Here is a 17,899-nt window from a genome sequence, read left to right as displayed (position 1 = left end):
CAATTAATACAGCAAATATTTTATTGCCGTGCTGGAGATTAATGCCTGAAGCCAGAAAGAATCTTTATTTCGGACCGTTTCTTCTGTTTGTGAGCCTGATTCTAAAAGTAAACGTTAAATTTTCGTATGCCTGCGACATGCGTTTTAGCTAATTTAAGAATGGCTTTCGGGCGTAATTCTTAAAACTCTGAATGTCTGCTTTGAAGGGTTTTTATTTTTATTTTTGTTAATTACCATGCACCGCAAGTAACGTTCCGTGATGCGCTTGATGCGTTGTTTCGGCTCTCTGATCCATGTGGATAAGTGGATATATAAAACAATCGAATCATCGAATTAAAACAGGGCGAGTTTTAACGTGGCGATAACCAGAAAAAACCTATTCGGTAAGCTAAATACCATCTTGTTTAAAGGCGTAGAGAGCGCCACAACGCTGTGTAAATTACGCGGTAATCCCTATGTTGAACTGGTGCACTGGTTAAATCAGGTATACCAGCAGCAGGACAGCGACATTCGGCACATCATTCGGCACTTTGAGCTGGATGCTGAAATGCTGGAGCGCGATTTCTCTCAGGCGCTGACTCGTCTGCCCGCGGGCGCCAGCGCTATCTCTGATTTCTCTTACCACATTGAGCTGGCTATTGAGCGCTCGTGGGTATTTGCCAGCCTGGAGTGCCATAACACCTGCATCCGCAGCGGCCACTTGTTGATTGCCTTGCTGACGACGATGGAGCTACGTCGTGCGCTGTTTGCTATCTCGCCGGCGTTTGAAAAGATCCCGCTGGAGCATTTAAGCAAGGATCTTGGCTACATCACCCGGGAGTCTGCCGAGCAAAATGACCTGGCCGGTGGCGCCGCGGTGTCAGGTGAAGCCGGCGTGCCTGGCGAAGCGAGCAACGCGATGGGAAGCAGCCAGAGCGGCGGGCTGGCGCAATATTCAACCGATCTCACGGCGCTGGCGCGAGAGGGGAAAATCGATCCCGTTCTGGGGCGCGATAAAGAGATCAACACCATGGTCGATATCCTGCTGCGCCGCCGTCAGAACAACCCGCTGCTCACCGGTGAAGCCGGGGTCGGTAAAACGGCGGTAGTGGAAGGGCTCGCGCTAGCCATTGCGGCTGGTGACGTTCCTCCTTCTCTGCAAAACGTTCGCCTGCTTACGCTGGATGTTGTCGCCCTCTCCGCAGGGGCCAGCATGAAAGGGGAATTTGAGGCTCGCCTGAAAGCCGTGCTGGAAGAGGCGGTTAATTCAGCGGAGCCCGTCATCCTGTTTATTGACGAAGTCCATACCCTAGTGGGGGCTGGCGGTAACGCCGGCACCGGCGATGCTGCAAACCTGATGAAGCCGATGCTGGCTCGCGGGCAGCTGCGCACGATTGGCGCAACCACCTGGAGCGAGTTCAAACGCCATATTGAGAAAGATCCTGCCCTGACGCGCCGTTTTCAGGTCCTGCAGGTGGAAGAGCCTTCAGAAGCGTTGGCGATTGCGATGGTACGCGGACTTTTGCCGGTGCTGGAGAAGCACCACGGCGTGTGGATTATGGATGAAGCGATCCGCGCTGCCGTCAGGCTCTCACACCGCTATATTCCGGCCCGCCAGCTGCCCGATAAGGCCATCAGCCTGCTGGATACCGCCTGCGCCCGAGTCGCCGTGGCGCAGCATGCGCCGCCGGCTGAGCTGCAGATGCTGAAGTTCCACAGTGAGTCAGCTCAGGCCGAACTGTCGCTGCTTGAAAAAGCCATCGGCTTCGGGAAAGAAGATGATAAGCGCAGAGAGCCTATCCAGAACGCGATTTCCGAACACGCCGAAAACGCGCAGATCCTGGGCAGCCGCTGGGGGCAGGAGTGTGAACTCGTGGCCAGTATTATCGACACTCGTCAGCAGCTTCTTGCCGCGACGGTCGAAGATACCGAGGTGCTTGAGACGGAAAAGGTTGCTTATCTGCAGCAGCGTTTAGGTGAGCTTGAGGCCACGCTGAGCGAAATACGCGGCGAGCAGCCGCTGGTTCAGGCCGAGGTCAACGCCGATGTCGTCGCTTCGATAGTGGCGAACTGGACGGGGATCCCGGTGGGCCAGGTACTGAAAGATGACGTTAGCGCGGTGATGGAGCTGCCGCAGCGGCTGGCCGAGCGCGTGATTGGGCAGCAGTACGCGCTGGAATGCCTGAGCCAGAGCATTCAGACCGCCCGCGCAGGGCTGGCTGATCCGAAAAAACCGTTTGGCGTCTTTATGCTGGTGGGGCCTTCCGGGGTCGGTAAAACCGAGACGGCTTTAGCGATTGCCAGCCAGCTGTATGGCGGAGAGCAAAACCTTATCACCATTAACATGAGCGAATACCAGGAGGCTCATACCGTCTCTTCCCTGAAGGGGTCACCTCCTGGCTATGTCGGCTATGGTGAGGGCGGGGTGTTAACCGAGGCCGTCAGGCGTAAACCCTACAGCGTCATTCTGCTGGATGAGGTGGAAAAAGCGCACTCCGACGTGCATGAACTGTTCTTCCAGGTCTTTGATAAAGGGGCGATGGAAGACGGTGAGGGGAGACAGATTGATTTTCGCAACACCATTATATTGCTGACCAGCAATACCGGCAGCGACATTATCAGCAGCGCCTGCGCTGACCCCGACACCCTGCCGGACGAAGAGAGTTTGTTAAAGGTCATTCAGCCCGCGTTGCTCAAGGTCTTCCCGGCGGCATTTTTAGGCAGGGTCACCGTCATACCTTATTTACCGCTGGCGACATCGTCGCTCCAGCATATTGTAAATATTCACCTGAACCGCATTGCTGAACGCGCGATGGCGAATTATGAGCTTGATTTAAGTTTCAGCGAAGAACTGGTACAGCACGTCGTGGAGCAGTGTCCGGTAGCGGAAACCGGCGCAAGGATGCTGATCCGCTTTATTGAGAAAAACATTTTGCCGAAAGTTGGCGTAGCTATCTTAAATTCGACTAGCGCAGCAGCTGCACAAAATAAAAATGTGGCCATGCGTGTGGTTTATTCACATGAAAAAGGCATTGAAATTATCCAACAAATGGAGGAGTTGCCAACCGCGTAATTTAAGGAAGTTACATCAACAGTTATTTATATCTCTTTCTGGTTTTTACTTACTGAAATATAGGGAATTATATCATGCATAAATTTAAAATGACGCTGTGCGCCATGGCTTTGGCTGCAGTATCAACCTCTGCTCTGGCGGCGAATGAAACTCAGGGTACTGTTACCTTCAACGGTGAACTGGTCGCCGATACCTGCACCATCGCCAGCGATTCCGTGGATCGTCAGGTTCAGCTGCCTAAAGTCGCCATTCAGACTCTCGCCAAAGTGGGTGATGTCGCCGGTTCTAAAGGTTTCGATCTGAACGTTGAAAACTGCCCAGAGGGTATCACCCAGGTGGCTGCTCACTTCGAAGCTATCGGCAGCAGCGGTGTGAACAGCCAGACCGGTAACCTGACCAACAGCGCAACGACCAACAGTGCAAATAACGTTGAAGTTCGTCTGTACAACTCCGACGAGCAGCAGCTGAAGCTGGGCGAAACCGGTGCGCCGGCTCCAGTGACTGGCGGTAAAGCCACTATGCGTTACTACGGTGGTTACTACGCGACTGCTGCCACCACCGCAGGTCAGGTTAAGGCTATAGCTAACTACACCCTGGCTTACCCATAACAGGTTTGCCTGTCACTTGAAGTTAGGGGCGAGAAATCGCCCCATTAATAAAACCTGTTTTCATTTCAGGTGGGATGTTATACGCGCAAGGCCGTGCTATGAAATATAAACATGCAATATCTTTAAAACTAACAGCTGTATTTATTTTCCTGCTAACCGTCTCCCAGGCGGCGTTTTCCGGGATGACGATATCTGGCACTCGTATTATATTCCCCGGTGATGAAAGAGAGCAGACGGTACGCACCACCAATAAAGGTACGATCCCTTTGCTGGTGCAGGTCTGGGTGGATGATGGCGGCACGAATGAAGACATTAATAAGATCAAAGTTCCTTTTGCCGCCACGCCTCCGGTGTACCGCGTTGAGCCGGGCAAGGGGCAGAGTGTTCGCCTGATTTACAACGGCATGACCCTGCCTCAGGATCGCGAGTCTGTTTTTTGGTTCAACCTGTTAGAGATCCCGCCGATGAAAGAATCGGCTAAAGAAACCGATCATCTGGAGCTGGCGTTCCGTACCCGAATTAAAATATTTTACCGCCCGGCAGTATTGAAAAATAGTAGCTTAGGTGAGGTTGATAAATTGACATGGGAGAATATGGGGGCAGCAAAAGGCATTAAAGTCACCAATCCTACTCCATATTATTTCTCTTTTGACAGTGCATCGGTGGAATCCGGCTCGGCAAAACAGCCGCTGTCCGTTGATATGATTGCCCCGTTTAGCAGTAAAGAGTTTGCGCCTCTACATAAAGGTGCTTTATCCGGCGCGTTCGCTAGCGCGACGGTGCGTTTAATTAATGATTATGGCAGCGTAATTGAATATCGCTTGCTACCCGCTGCGGGAAATAAGCTAACGCTGGAAAGAAAGCAGAAATAAATCTCATCCGTTTTTCAACTGGGTCTGAAATGCTTTTAAGTTAAAGCGGGATGCTTACGCTTTGTGGTCAGGGAGTCAGGGACGTGAAACTAAAAGAAAGCAAAAAATATGTACGACAGGTCACTCGCGAATCGAAGATAGCGTTTGCAGTCCGCCATATCCTTATGGCTTCTTTAGGCGCGAGTTTTTCCGTGCTGGCACAGGGAAACAGCCCGATCCCGGCTGTCCGAAATGAGGAGGGCTCTCGTCCTGAAAGCGTAAAGTTTAACAGCGCCTTTATCCACGGACAGAGCATAGATGTTTCTCGCTATGCCGAAGGAAACCCGGCGCCGGCAGGCGAGTATAAGATCCAGGTTGCGGTCAACGGTGTGGCGCGTGGTCAGTATAAGGTTCTGTTTAAGGCCGTAGAGGGCAGCAGCGGCGCGGTCCCCTGCCTGAGCCAAAGCCAGCTTGCCCAGATGGGCATTAAAATTTCTCACGATCCTTTTGATGGTGCCGGGGGCCGCGACGATCCGGGCAGCGAAAAGCAGTGCACCACTATCGATCGCTGGGTTGACGGCGGCAGCGCTAATTATCAGTCCGGTGACTTCCATCTTGATGTGGTTGTCCCCCAGGCCTCTATGGTGCAATTCCCTCGCGGCTACACCGACCCGAACACGTGGGATTCTGGCGTGCCGGTTGGGCTCGTGGACTATAACTCGAACATCTACGTCCAGCAGACCCGTGACCGTTTTGACGGTCAAAACGGCCATTCCGTGAGCGGCAACCTTGGCCTGTTAACGGGGCTGAATTTTTTCGACTGGCGTCTGCGTAAGCGGTTTAACACCACCTGGACCGACGGTGAATCGTCCAGAAGCCAGTCTCTGTTTACCTATCTGCAGCGCGATATTCCCGCTTTAAAAAGCCAGTTAACGCTGGGCGATAGCACGACCAGCGGCGATCTGTTCGACAGCATGACGGTGCGCGGGGTTCAGCTCCAGTCCGACGATCGTATGTTGCCGGATGGCTTCCGCTACTACACCCCGCTGGTGCGTGGGTTCGCGGAGACCAACGCAAAAGTGCAGGTCAGGCAGCGTGGTCAAATCCTCTATGAAACCACCGTGCCGCCGGGCGCCTTTGAGCTTAGCGATATTGGCGCGATGGGCTACGGCGGTGACCTGCAGGTTACCGTTACCGAAGCCGATGGCCGCCAGAGAACCCAGGTTGTGCCCTTCTCCTCCCCGCCGATGCTGCTGCACGATGGCATTTCACGTTTTGGCGTGACCGTGGGCAAGCTGAAGGATGACTCGCTGAAAGAAGAGCCGGGAGTGGCGCAGGGTTTTTACCAGTACGGTATTGGCAACATGTACACGCTGTACGGCGGCGGGCAGCTCGCCGACAACTACAGCTCGCTGGGGATTGGCCACGCGTTTAATACCTCGCTGGGCGGGATTTCAATGGATGTGACCCGCGCCCGCAGCCAGCTTGGCAATGGAAGGGTTTCCAGCGGCAACAGCTATAACGTGGGTTTCAGTAAATATCTGGATGCCACCTCCACCGACGTTACGCTTGCGGCCTATCGCTACTCTTCAAAAGGGTTTTATAGCCTGCGTGATGCGGCTATGGAGCGCTACGGCGCCAAAAACGACAATTTTATCGTCGATTATCGGACCAGGGAGCGTTTTACCGTTAACGTCGGGCAGCCGCTGTGGAACGGCGCGCGCCTGAATCTATCAGGCAACTTTTACAGCTACTGGGACGATCGATCGTCTACCAGCCAGTACATGCTGTCGTACAACAAATCCGAGCGCTATTTCTCCTGGGCGATATCGGCATCACGGGCTTACAGCAGCGACGGAGAGAATGTCGATAACGTGATGTTCTCCATCAGCGTTCCGCTGGGACAGACCAGCATTACCAATAAGCCGGTCTTTAACACGCTTTACTCCTCTGTGAGCCACGACAATCAGGGCGGGAGTGCGCTTCAGATGAACGCTATCGGCAGCCAGGGCGAACAGAACGAGCTGAATTACGGCATCGGGACTGCGGTGAATAAAGGCAGAAACTCCGGCACACGCAGCGTGTTTAACGGCAACGTGAACTACAACTCGCCGTTCGGGCAGTTCGGATCCACGGCATCCGTAGGGAACAAATCGAACCAGCTTTCGTTCTCGGCTAACGGCAGCCTGATCGCGCATCGCGGCGGCATTACCGCCGGCCCGCGGCTGGGGGATTATCCGTTTGCCCTCGTTGAGGCGGAAGGGGCGGAAGGCGCCACCCTGCTTAACGGCTATGGCTCAAGAATTGACGCCAACGGTTTTGCCATCGTGCCTTCTCTGACGCCGTACCGCGAAAATATCGTCGCGGTTAATACCCGCGGCCTGCCGGACACGGTAGACGTGCTGGAAAGTGAAAATACGGTTATTCCGCGCATGGGGGCGGCGGTAAAAGTTAACGTCAAGACCCTCGTTGGCGAGCCGGTTGTGCTTTTCGTAAGAGATCGCAAAGGGCAGCCATTGCCTATCGGTATGGATGTTTACGATGAGCGTGACAGCAGTCTCGGCATTATTGGTCAGGGCGGCATGGCCTTTATTCGAGGCTGGCAGGCAGAGAAAAGTAATCTGTATTTAAAAAGTGCTTCGGGTCAACGCCTCTGCACCATTTATGCAGACAGCAATATTGCCAATAAAATTAAAAGCTCGCGTGGCTCGGTAACGCAGGTAGAGGTCCTATGTCATTAATTAATCGTAGCACTGCGGGACGCAGCACATTACGTGGCATCTTTTATGCGGCCCTGGTCGGGAGCCAGGTTTTCGCTTCGGCGAATGCCTGTTTAACCGACTGTTCGATAGACGTATTTTTTACCGGTAATTACACCGATGAAACCTGCACTGTGGCGATTAACAACGCCAGCAGCAACGAGATTGTTACGCTTCCGCGTGTTGCCGTGGCCACGCTGAGCCGCGACGGCAGCGAAGCCGGCAGCGTGCCGTTTGATATTACGCTAAAGGATTGCCCGGCCAGTCGAACGATCACGGTATTTTTTAATAGCGCAATGTCCGCAGCCGATATCGACACGGGTAACCTGGTGAATAACACCGGAGACGACCTAAGCAACGCTGTGCAGATTAGATTGCGTAAAGAAAATAGTTCGCAGGTCATTATTGATAATGCTGACACAGGGCAGGACTACGTCATTTCCGCCATGGCTGACCCATTAAGCCACCGTTTTATAGCGAGCTATTACGCAAAAGGAAATTCGACCGTAACTGCGGGCCGGGTACATGCCGTAGCGGGGGTTGAGCTTGTTTATAAATAACAGGGAGGCTTGCTGACTATTTGAACGTTAACCATCAAACAAACGACGGTTTATCCATAAACGGTTATTAAAGAGTATTGACTACTATGAGCAAAAGCAATTCGCAAAAATTCATCGCACGTAACCGTGCGCCGCGCGTGCAGATCGAGTACGACGTGGAAATTTATGGCAGTGAAAAGAAAATTGAGCTGCCGTTTGTCATGGGCGTACTGGCCGATCTGTCCGGTAAGCCGCTTGAGCCGCTGCCGCCTGTCGCCGACAGGAAATTCCTCAGCATCGATATCGATAACTTCGACGAGCGCATGAAAGCTATGCGTCCGCGCGTCGCGTTCGCTGTCCCTAACACCCTGACGGGCGAAGGGCAGCTGATGGTCGATATGACCTTCGACAGCATGGACGATTTCGCGCCGGATGCGATTGCCCGCAAGGTGGATTCCTTATCGCAGCTGCTGGAGGCGAGAACCCAGCTTGCCAACCTGCAGACCTATATGGACGGTAAAGCCGGGGCGGAAAGTCTGGTGATGAAAGTGCTGAACGATAAGTCGCTGCTGAACACGCTGGCTTCGTCGCCAAAGCCAAAACAGGCTGATGAAGCCACGTCCCAAAAGTGATGAAGAGAGAGAATAATGGCTACTCAAGCAGAAACAACTAAACAGGCCGCCGCGCAGGCCACCACCCAAAGCGATTTTAGCGCTTTACTGACCCGCGAATTTAAGCCGAAGTCCGATCAGGCGAAATCTGCGGTGGAAATGGCGGTCAAAACCCTGGCAGAGCAGGCGCTAAGCACCTCGATCACCATGGCCGATGACGCCTATAAAAACATCGCGGCTATCATCGCTGAAATCGACATGAAGCTCTCCGAGCAGATCAACCTGATCCTGCATCATGAAGAGTTCCAGCGCCTTGAAAGCGCGTGGCGCGGTTTGCACTATCTCGTGTACAACACCGAGACGGATGAAAAGCTGAAGCTGCGCTTTATGGACATCTCTAAAAACGATCTGCGCCGCAATATGAAGCGCTATAAAGGGATTGCCTGGGATCAGAGCCCGCTGTTTAAGCAAATCTATGAAGAAGAGTATGGTCAGCTCGGCGGCGAACCTTATGGCTGCCTGGTGGCGGACTACCATTTCGACCACAGCGCCCCGGACGTGGATCTGCTCTCTTCCATCGGCAAAGTGGCCGCCTCTGCCCATATGCCGTTTATCACCGGTGCGGCGCCGTCTGTGATGCAGATGGACTCCTGGCAGGAGCTGGCTAACCCACGCGATCTGACGAAAATCTTTACCCAAAACCTGGAATATGCGGCCTGGAACTCGCTGCGCCAGTCTGAGGATTCTCGTTACATCGGCCTGGCGATGCCGCGCTTCCTGGCGCGTCTGCCGTACGGCATCAATACCAATCCGGTCGATGACTTTAACTTCGAAGAGACCACCGACGGCGCCGATCACAGCAAGTACGTCTGGTCTAACGCGGCCTATGCGATGGCGGTGAACATCAACCGTTCATTCAAACATTACGGCTGGTGCACCATGATTCGCGGCGTGGAAAGCGGCGGCGTGGTGGAAGATCTTCCGTGCCACACCTTCCCGACCGACGATGGCGGTGTGGATATGAAATGCCCAACCGAAATTGCTATTTCTGACCGTCGCGAAGCCGAGCTGGCTAAAAACGGTTTTATTCCGCTGGTGCACCGTAAAAACACCGACTATGCGGCGTTTATTGGCGCCCAGTCGCTGCAGAAGCCTGCTGAATACTACGATCCGGACGCAACGGCAAACGCCAACCTGTCTGCACGTTTGCCTTATCTGTTCGCCTGCTCGCGCTTCGCGCATTACCTGAAGTGCATCGTGCGCGACAAGATCGGCTCCTTCAAAGAGCGTGAAGATATGCAGCGCTGGCTGAACAACTGGGTGATGAACTACGTGGACGGTGACCCGGCGAACTCTTCACAGGAAACCAAAGCTCGTCGCCCTCTGGCCGCAGCCGAAGTGGTGGTTGAGGATGTTGAAGGTAACCCGGGTTATTACCAGGCGAAGTTCTTCCTCCGTCCACACTTCCAGCTGGAAGGCCTGACGGTTTCACTGCGTATGGTAGCTAAATTACCTTCGCTGAAAGATGTTGCCTGATAAGGCAATTTAAAAAAGGTTGTCTGAATCAGGCAATTTAAATAAAGAATAATCACTTCATTATTCTTTAGTGGTGCGGCTGCGCCGGGGATTCTTGCGCGCCGAAAATGTTGTAGAGGAATTTCATAATAATGAAATTATTTCTGCGACTTAATTTTAACGTTACACACCGTGTGACACTCTTAATTGAGAGCTGAAAAGGAAATATTATGGCTCAGGATATGTTTATTAAAATTGATGGCATCGAAGGCGAGTCTCTGGATGCTACCCATAAAAATGAGATCGAAGTGCTCGCATGGCGCTGGGCAACTTCACAGCACTCAAATATGCACAGCGGTTCCGGCGGTGGTTCTGGTAAAGCCACGGTTGACGATTTCTGCTTCGAGCACTATGTCGACAAAGCCAGTACTAACCTGCTGAGCTACTGCCTGTCCGGTAAACACATTAAAGACATCCAGTTCGTGATTCGTAAAGCCGGCGGCGATCCGCTTGAGTATCTGACGCTGAAATTCACCGACGTCATTATTACTCACGTTGAAACTGCGGGCTCAAGCGAAGACGAAACCCGTCCACGCGAGAAAGTCACCTTCGCCTTCACCAAGCTCACTCAGGATTACGTGATGCAGAATGCGGAAGGCGCCAAATCTGGTGTTATCTCTACCAGCTACGACGTTAAAGCTAACCTGCGCAGCTAATACTGCAGGGTTATCAATGAGTTTTGCCGCTTCGGCGGCAAAACTTTCTCCAGGCAGGGCGGTGGGGTATCTCGCCTCCTGCACGGGTCGCGCGTGAATACGACACACATCGTTCAGGAAATAAAGTGCGTGGATAGGGATATGTTTCGCAAAACAGGCATAAAAAAATACCGGTTGGAACTCGTGAAGTGGGTGCTGATGATGGGGCTGGGGGCTTTATTACTCTCCTGCAGCAGCGGCAGCGATAAACAACCTGAGGCCGGTGAAATAAAAATTAATCTGGTTGCAGACAAAGATATCAATCCTAACGATGGCGGCCATCCGGCACCGCTCAATATATTTATTTATAACGTCAAAGAGCGTGATGTTTTCACCAATGCCGATTTTTTTGAAATTGTAGAAGGAAACAGCAAGGCCCTACAGGCTGCTGCATCAAAAGAGTATGAAGCCATTCTCCAGCCGGGCGAGTCGCGCAGCGTAATTATTAAGACCGATGGCGACAGCAAAACGCTGGGTTTTATTGGAGCTTACCGAGATCTGAATGATGCGATCTGGCTGGCCACCTGGACGCCGCCGGAAAAGAAAAAATCGTGGTGGCGAACCCCGTTTAGCGACGATTCGCTGACCCTGCAAGCACGTTTCCAAAAAACAGCAATTACAATTAAAAAAATGGATTAAACCATGAGAACAAATAAAGTCGTCTGGAGCGAAGGGCTGTTTCTGCGCCCGCAGCTTTTTCAACAGCAAGAGCGCTACTTTGAATATTTCGCCCACAAAAGAGCCTCTACCCTCAGCCCCTTCTTTTGGGGGTTCTCGCAGTATGAAATCGATCGTGAAGCTTTGTCCTACGGCAAGCTGGTTTTACGCACCGCCCGCGGCGTGCTTCCCGATGGCACGCCGTTCGATGTTCCCGATCACGCAGATTTGCCCGAACCGCTGACGATCCTGCCCGAGCACCTGGGCAAAATGATCTATCTGGCGGTGCCGCTGCGGCTGGATAACAGCGATGAAACTATTTTTAGCCAGCATGATGCCAGCTCGCTGGCGCGTTTCCGCGCGCAGGAAGCCGAGCTGTGTGATACCAACGCAATTCGCCAGGGGCCGAAGCCGGTACAGCTTGCTCAGCTGAGGCTGAGGCTGGTTTCAGAAACCGAAATGACCGAGTCCTGGATCGGCCTTCCGCTGACGCGCGTGAAGGCGATTCAGCCAGACGGTAGCGTGCTGCTTCATACGGACGACTATATCCCGCCGGTAACCGGCTACGCGGCAAACCCGTTGCTGGGCGAATGGCTTACCCACCTTAACGGCCTGGTCAAAATGCGTGCAGGCATGCTGGCTAATCGCCTCTCATCGTCGGACGGTAAAGCCAGCGCCAGCGCGGAAATTGTGGATTATCTCCTGCTGCAAATCTTCAACAAGTACGAGCCTATCCTCGATCACTTACGCCATATTCCGGAGCTGCCGCCCATCGTGCTGTATGAAGAGCTGGCCAAGCTCGCGGGCGAGCTTTCGACATTTGTACGAACCAAAACCCGGCGTCCAAAGCCGGCGCCGGGGTATGACCATGCGCGGCTTTACCCTTCGATTCGTCCGCTGGTGGATGATGTACACGATCTTCTCAACCAGATCCTGGTTCGTGCGGGCCAGCTCATCGACCTGCATGCGAAAGGGAACGGCGTCTGGGCCGCCTCCGTATTGCCTAACGAGCTGCGTTCCTTCTCTAACCTGGTGCTGGCCGTTCATGCCCAACTGCCGATGGATGTGCTTCAGCAGCAGTTCCAGGCCCAGGCCAAAATCAGCGCCCCGCAGCAGCTGCACGAGCTGGTTCGTTCACACTTACCCGGCCTGGTCCTGCAGGGGCTGCCTGTGCCGCCCCGGCAAATTCCTTACAGTACGGGTTATGTCTATTTCGAGCTGCTTAAAAACGGACCTTTCTGGGAAAAGATCTCGGCAACCGGCGCGCTGGCGCTGCACGTTGCCGGTGAGTTCCCAGGCCTGAAAATGGAACTTTGGGGAATCCGGACCTGATGAAAGACGAGATTAATCAGAACACAACGCCTGGCGCCACGCAGGAGGAGGACACTTCTCCTCAGGCGCTGGGGCGGTTTCTTCTTGATGAGCAGGGAGACTGGATCCAGGAGCCGGAGGCCACCCCGACGGCTCAACCTCACGCATCCGGCAGCGGCGAGCGAACGGCCGGGAACGATCGGACGTTAAGAAGCGAAAGCGTCCAGCAGCGCATGATCAAAGTCAGCGCCGCTGAGAACCCGCTGCTTGAGGCCGCCCAGCCGCTGCTGCGTGCGCTCAGCGATATGCCAGAGCAGATCGGCGATCTGGCGCACGTTGAGATCCTGAAAAACACGCTTAAGAGCCAGATTAATCTCTTCGGCATCGTCTGCGATGAAGTGAATATCCCGTGGAAAAAAATGGCGATTGTTCGCTATTGCCTGTGTACCGCGCTTGATGAAGCGGCACATACCGCGCCGTGGGGGCTTGAAGCCGGCTGGTCTCAGAGCAACCTGCTGAACCATTTTGAAGGGGATAACGACGGCGGGAATAAGTTCTTCCTGCTTATTGGCCGTCTGTCGATGAACCCGAGCGAGTTTGCCGACGTCCTGGAAGTGCTGCTGCGTATCCTTGGCCTCGGCTTTGAGGGGCGTTACAGCATCATTGAAGACGGCGATCGCCAGCTCACCAAGATCCGCCAGCGCCTGCTGACGTTAATCCAAAGCACGCGCAATACCACTCAGCCGATCCTGTCGCCGCACGGGCTTCAGCCCCAGGGGCCGGTTCGCCATGAAAGGCTGGTGGTGCCCGTCAGGATCACCGCGCTTTGCGCCGGCATTCTGGTGGCCTCTGCCTTTATCTGGTGTAAGTACTCTCTGCTGGTGAATAGCACAAGAATTACCAGCAATATCAATGCGATGAAAAACATTAAGGTCAGCGTGCCGCAGGTGAAAATGCGCCTCAGATTGAGCATTTTACTCCGCAACGAAATTCAGCGGCAGCTGCTCAGCGTGGATGAAACGCAAAAGCAAAGCAAAGTCGTGCTGAAAGGCGACTCCCTGTTCTTGTCCGGCTCAACCCGGGTTCAGCCGGAGATGGTCAAGGTCATTGAGCGAGTGGCCCGTGAAGTCCGTCGCGTTAACGGCGATATCGTGATTGTCGGCCATACCGACGCCACGCCGATCAGCCGACCGGGCTTGCCTAACAACGTGGTGCTTTCTGAAAAACGAGCCGCCGAAGTGGCCCGCTATTTCATTGAGGCGGGCGTACCGGAGAGCAAGGTGAAAGTCGAAGGGGTGGGGAGCAGCCAGCCGCTGGCCTCCGATGCTACCGCTCAGGGACGGGCGAAGAATCGCCGCGTAGAGTTTTTTGTCACGTATTAACGAGAGCGACAATGTCTTATTTGAATAGAGTCTTCGCGGCGCGGTTTTTGAAGACGCTGCTGATTATCTGCTGCATCGGGCTACTGGTTGCCGCTATCTGGTTCCTGGGCCCCTTCTTTGGGTTCGGCGAGTCGCGCCCGCTGCTAAGCATAGAATCACGCATCATTTTTATCCTGCTGGCGGCATTTTGCCTGGTCAGCCTTTGGCTACGCTGGCCGGTTTTCATTATGGTCACCGCCGCGCTTTGCGTGGTGGTCTGGGTGCTGGGGCCGTTCCTGCTGGTGGGGGAAACGCATCCGCTGGAGCCGGTGAGCATCAGGCTGATCGTCATTGCGGTTATGCTTTTTGTGGCGCTGCTTTACGGCCTCTGGCTGCTGCTGCTGGCGCTGAAAGATAACCCGAAACTGCTGGATAAATTTACCCGTGGCAAAGAGCCTGCGGTCGAAAATGATACGTCAGAAGCGGCGGCGGCCATTGGCAACGCCGTTGAGTACGTTAACAAAAACCGCAGTACGCTCTCTTTCTTCCAGCGGGTGATTTTAGCGCGCAAACCGCTCGATCTGCTGCCGTGGTATATGGTGCTGGGCACCGATGACGCCGGGAAAACCTCAGCAATTCTGGCCTCCGGGCAAAACTTCCCGCTACCGGAGCAGCTCAACCAGGTGGGCAAATCCGCAGAGCAAACGCGTAACTGCAAATGCTGGTTCGCCAATGACGCCATCTATGTGGACACCGCGGGTAAGTACGTTAGCGATCCTGAGCAGAACCTCAGCGAGTGGCGAGCGATACTCAAAGCGTTAAAAAAATACCGGCCTGTCCGGGCGCTGAACGGCGCCGTGGTGACCTTTTCCGCCGCCGATCTTTTAGGTCGAAGTACGGCTGAACTGTTTGAGCTGGCGGCGAGCCTGCGCGCCAGAATTGAGGATCTGCGTCAGACCCTGGGCGTGCGTTTTCCGGTGTACGTTCTGGTCACCAAGCTGGATCAGCTGCCCGGCTTTGCCGAGTACTTCAGGATCTTAACCGAGCAGGAGCGTGAACAGGTCTGGGGCGTGACTTTCCCTTACGGCGATGCGCGCACTGCCCCGGTTTCCGAGCTGAGCGGGCAAATCCGGGAGGAGCTGGGGCTGCTGGAGGAGCGGATCGAACGCGACATGATCGTTCGCCAGCAGGAAGAGTACGACAACCGCGACCGCAAAAAAATGTATGCCCTGCCGCAGGACTTCCATTTGCTGTCCGGCCTGGTGGCGGACGTCGTCCATAACATCTTCTTTGCCTCCCGCTACAACGAATCGCAAAGCTATACCCTGCTGCGTGGGATCTACTTCTGCAGTAGCCACCAGCCGGTCGATTTTAGCCTGGTGAATAACCAAAGCATTATGCGTAAGTGGTTCAACTATGTAGAACACAAAACGCCAACGGTGATGGCTACCCTGACCGCTCAGCCGAAGGATCGGGACTTCCTGATAAACGACGTCTCCTACGGGCGTCAGTACTTCCTTAAGCAGCTGTTCAGCGAGGTGATCGTCAAGGACAAGGATCTTGCGCGCCATAACCTGGCGAATGAATCGAAGTTTCGTTTACAGCGCTTGCTGGGCCACACGCTCAGCATTGTTATCGCCTTTATTCTGCTGAACGGTTTCTTTAACAGCTACGGAAACAACCGGGAGTATCTCGCCGAGGTGAAGACCCGCGTTGCCGCCCTTGGCACCGAAGTTAATCGATTTGTCAGTTCGGCAAACGACAGCCTGCTGCCGCGTACCCTGATGCTGGCGCAGTCTCTGCCGGAGTATGGATCTCTGGATGTCTTTAATCCAACCCTCGACTGGCGTTATGGCCTGTATACCGGCACCGATGTGGTTGAGGCCTCTGGTTCACTTTACGAGTACTTCCTGCAGCGCCTGCTGTTACCGCAAATCGAACAGCAAGCCACGCTGGCGCTACAGGAGGCGATCGACAGCGGAAAGCCTGAGCGTATCTATGACCAGCTGAAGCTCTATTTGCAGGTCTTCGGGCAGGGAAAATTCGACCACCAGTACCTGACGGAGAGCATCACCAACCTGTGGGAAGCACGCGGGAAGCTTCAGCCCTATGAGGAGCGGCAGATCTTTGTTTCCCATCTGAGAAATCTGCTTTCTTCTCCGGAGTGGCGACGCTATGGCCAACCCGTGGACGACGGACTGGTGAAATATGCGCGCGCTTTGCTGCAGCGCGAGGATTTGGCCAGCCGGCTGTACCAGCGTCTCAAGGACGCTGCGGCCCAGGATGCGCCCGCAGATCTAACGCTCGCTGAAATGGCGAAGTCACGCAGTAGCGATCTTTTTACGGTTATTGATGAGCACGCTGAAAGCTCTGTTCCCGGTTTATTTACGCGCTCGGGCTACTACGACGTGTTTAAAAAAAAAATGGATCCCAGCCTGATGTGGCTGGAGCGTGAAGATGCCTGGGTGCTGGGGCATGACGACGAGCAGGGCAACCATGGCGCCAGACCGCAGGTAAAAATGGCCCACAATGGCGCGCTGGTTAACCCGGTGCAGCAGCAGGTCCTGGCGCTCTATCTCGATGAGTACACCCGGCACTGGCAGGACTTTCTCAGCAATATTCGGATCAAAACGGAGGTATTGCCGCTGGGTTACGGGAGCGCGGGCGTGACGGCGGATATTTATATGCTGCGGGCTCTGAGCGCGTCGGATTCTCCGCTGGCTAACCTGGTGAACCGGGCGGTTCAGGAAACCACGCTGGTCGGAAAAGAGAATAAAACGCTGCTCGATAAGGTGCCGAATAAGGGACAGATCCTGAATGCGGCCGCCAAAGTCAGCCTGGCCTATGCCGCTATGGAAAAAAAGCAGCTGCGGGAGCGAGTGGATGATCACTTTTCTCCCCTGCGCGAGTTTGTCACCGGCAGCCGTGAACCCGCCGAGGGCGAGCGTAGCGCTGGCCCTGGTGCGGAGCTAAGCAAGCTGCTCGGCGCATTAAGCGAGCAATATACGTTATTCGTTATTTACGATGATGCGCTAAAGAACGGCAATGCCGTAGCGCTATCCAGTACGGCCAGAAAAATTGGCGCCGAGTCGCAGACCTGGCCCGATCCGCTCCCTAATTTAATTGCCCCGCTGCTGGAAGGGGCATGGACGCGAGCCAATCAGGAAGCCATCGCCAAAAGCAGCGAAGGGATTGATGAAAACCTTGGTCGCGTTTGTCGAGCGACCCTGCAGGACCGCTATCCGTTTGCCTGGAGCCAGCGTGACGTGAAGCCTGCTGATTTTGAACGTTTCTTTGCCGCCGGTGGCCTGGTTGATGAGTACTTTAAAAAGAATCTGGCTGACAAGGTGGACACCTCTTCACACCCGTGGCGCTTTAAAGGTGACGTAGAGGACAACGAGGGAACGCTTGAGGTGTTCGAACGCGCGGCTGAGATTCGCGATGCGTTCTTCCAGTCTGAAGGCGGGCGAAAGCTCTCTCTCACTTTCGATATTTCGGTGCCCTATCTGGATCCGGCAATCACGCAGCTGAACATGAATTTTGATGGCAAACAGGTGAACTATGCCCACTGGCCGGTGGCCCCTGTTTCTCTCGTCTGGCCAACCTCACGCACGACGTCACGGGTCAGCATTAATGCTACTCCGCGCGTGACGGCGGGAACCTCGTCTCTGAGCTTTAGCGGGCCTTGGGCGTTATTCCGCTGGATGGACAGCGCCGACGATATGGTGGCCAGCGAAGGTGATGAAACGGTGCTGGTTTATAAGCTGGACTCGCGGCGGGCAAATATTCAGGTCTCAGGCCTGACGTACAGGGAAACCCCCATCAGGGATCTCTTAAAAGCGTTTCACTGTCCCGGGGACCAATAACTGTCTCCACTATT

General features: G+C 54.3%; 12 protein-coding genes. All 12 read left to right on the top strand.

Features of this window, described 5'->3' with window-relative positions; genetic code table 11:
- Positions 1-355 precede the first annotated feature (355 nt).
- On the top strand, positions 356-3,052 hold the full coding sequence (gene tssH, locus EL098_RS17730; protein WP_126357407.1) for a type VI secretion system ATPase TssH: 2,697 nt from the start codon (positions 356-358) through the stop codon (positions 3,050-3,052).
- Between the two features lie 74 nt (positions 3,053-3,126).
- Positions 3,127-3,660, top strand: a complete 534-nt coding sequence (locus EL098_RS17725; RefSeq protein WP_126357406.1) for a fimbrial protein — start codon at positions 3,127-3,129, stop codon at positions 3,658-3,660.
- 98 nt (positions 3,661-3,758) lie between these two features.
- The gene (locus tag EL098_RS17720; RefSeq protein ID WP_164716904.1) at positions 3,759-4,532 is read left to right on the top strand and encodes a fimbrial biogenesis chaperone; all 774 of its coding nucleotides are present in this window, start codon (positions 3,759-3,761) and stop codon (positions 4,530-4,532) included.
- 83 nt (positions 4,533-4,615) lie between these two features.
- Positions 4,616-7,252: a fimbria/pilus outer membrane usher protein gene (locus EL098_RS17715; RefSeq protein WP_126357404.1), complete on the top strand. Its 2,637-nt coding sequence runs from the start codon at positions 4,616-4,618 to the stop codon at positions 7,250-7,252.
- On the top strand, positions 7,243-7,830 hold the full coding sequence (locus EL098_RS17710) for a fimbrial protein (RefSeq protein WP_126357403.1): 588 nt from the start codon (positions 7,243-7,245) through the stop codon (positions 7,828-7,830). Before EL098_RS17715 ends, EL098_RS17710 begins: the two co-directional genes overlap by 10 nt.
- An 86-nt stretch (positions 7,831-7,916) precedes the next feature.
- Complete coding sequence (gene tssB, locus EL098_RS17705; protein WP_126357402.1) at positions 7,917-8,441, top strand: type VI secretion system contractile sheath small subunit; 525 nt, start codon at positions 7,917-7,919, stop codon at positions 8,439-8,441.
- A 15-nt stretch (positions 8,442-8,456) separates the two neighbouring features.
- Positions 8,457-9,956 (top strand): type VI secretion system contractile sheath large subunit, encoded by a 1,500-nt coding sequence (tssC, locus tag EL098_RS17700; RefSeq protein ID WP_126357401.1) that lies wholly within the window; start codon positions 8,457-8,459, stop codon positions 9,954-9,956.
- Positions 9,957-10,165: 209 nt separating this feature from the next.
- Positions 10,166-10,651, top strand: a complete 486-nt coding sequence (locus tag EL098_RS17695; protein ID WP_126357400.1) for an Hcp family type VI secretion system effector — start codon at positions 10,166-10,168, stop codon at positions 10,649-10,651.
- 141 nt (positions 10,652-10,792) lie between these two features.
- Positions 10,793-11,329: a type VI secretion system lipoprotein TssJ gene (gene tssJ / locus EL098_RS17690; RefSeq protein ID WP_126357399.1), complete on the top strand. Its 537-nt coding sequence runs from the start codon at positions 10,793-10,795 to the stop codon at positions 11,327-11,329.
- Positions 11,330-11,332: 3 nt separating this feature from the next.
- Positions 11,333-12,679: a type VI secretion system baseplate subunit TssK gene (gene tssK / locus EL098_RS17685; protein ID WP_126357398.1), complete on the top strand. Its 1,347-nt coding sequence runs from the start codon at positions 11,333-11,335 to the stop codon at positions 12,677-12,679.
- Entirely contained in the window at positions 12,679-14,040 is a 1,362-nt protein-coding gene (gene tssL / locus EL098_RS17680; RefSeq protein ID WP_126357397.1) for a type VI secretion system protein TssL, long form, read from the top strand. Before tssK ends, tssL begins: the two co-directional genes overlap by 1 nt.
- Positions 14,041-14,051: 11 nt before the next feature.
- The gene (gene tssM, locus EL098_RS17675; RefSeq protein WP_126357396.1) at positions 14,052-17,885 is read left to right on the top strand and encodes a type VI secretion system membrane subunit TssM; all 3,834 of its coding nucleotides are present in this window, start codon (positions 14,052-14,054) and stop codon (positions 17,883-17,885) included.
- The last annotated feature ends 14 nt before the right edge of the window (positions 17,886-17,899 follow it).

Origin of the sequence: Cedecea lapagei (genome assembly GCF_900635955.1) — a bacterium.
GTDB lineage: Bacteria > Pseudomonadota > Gammaproteobacteria > Enterobacterales > Enterobacteriaceae > Cedecea > Cedecea lapagei.
Note: the sequence above shows the minus strand (reverse complement) of the source record. Positions and strands in the feature narration are given on the sequence as shown.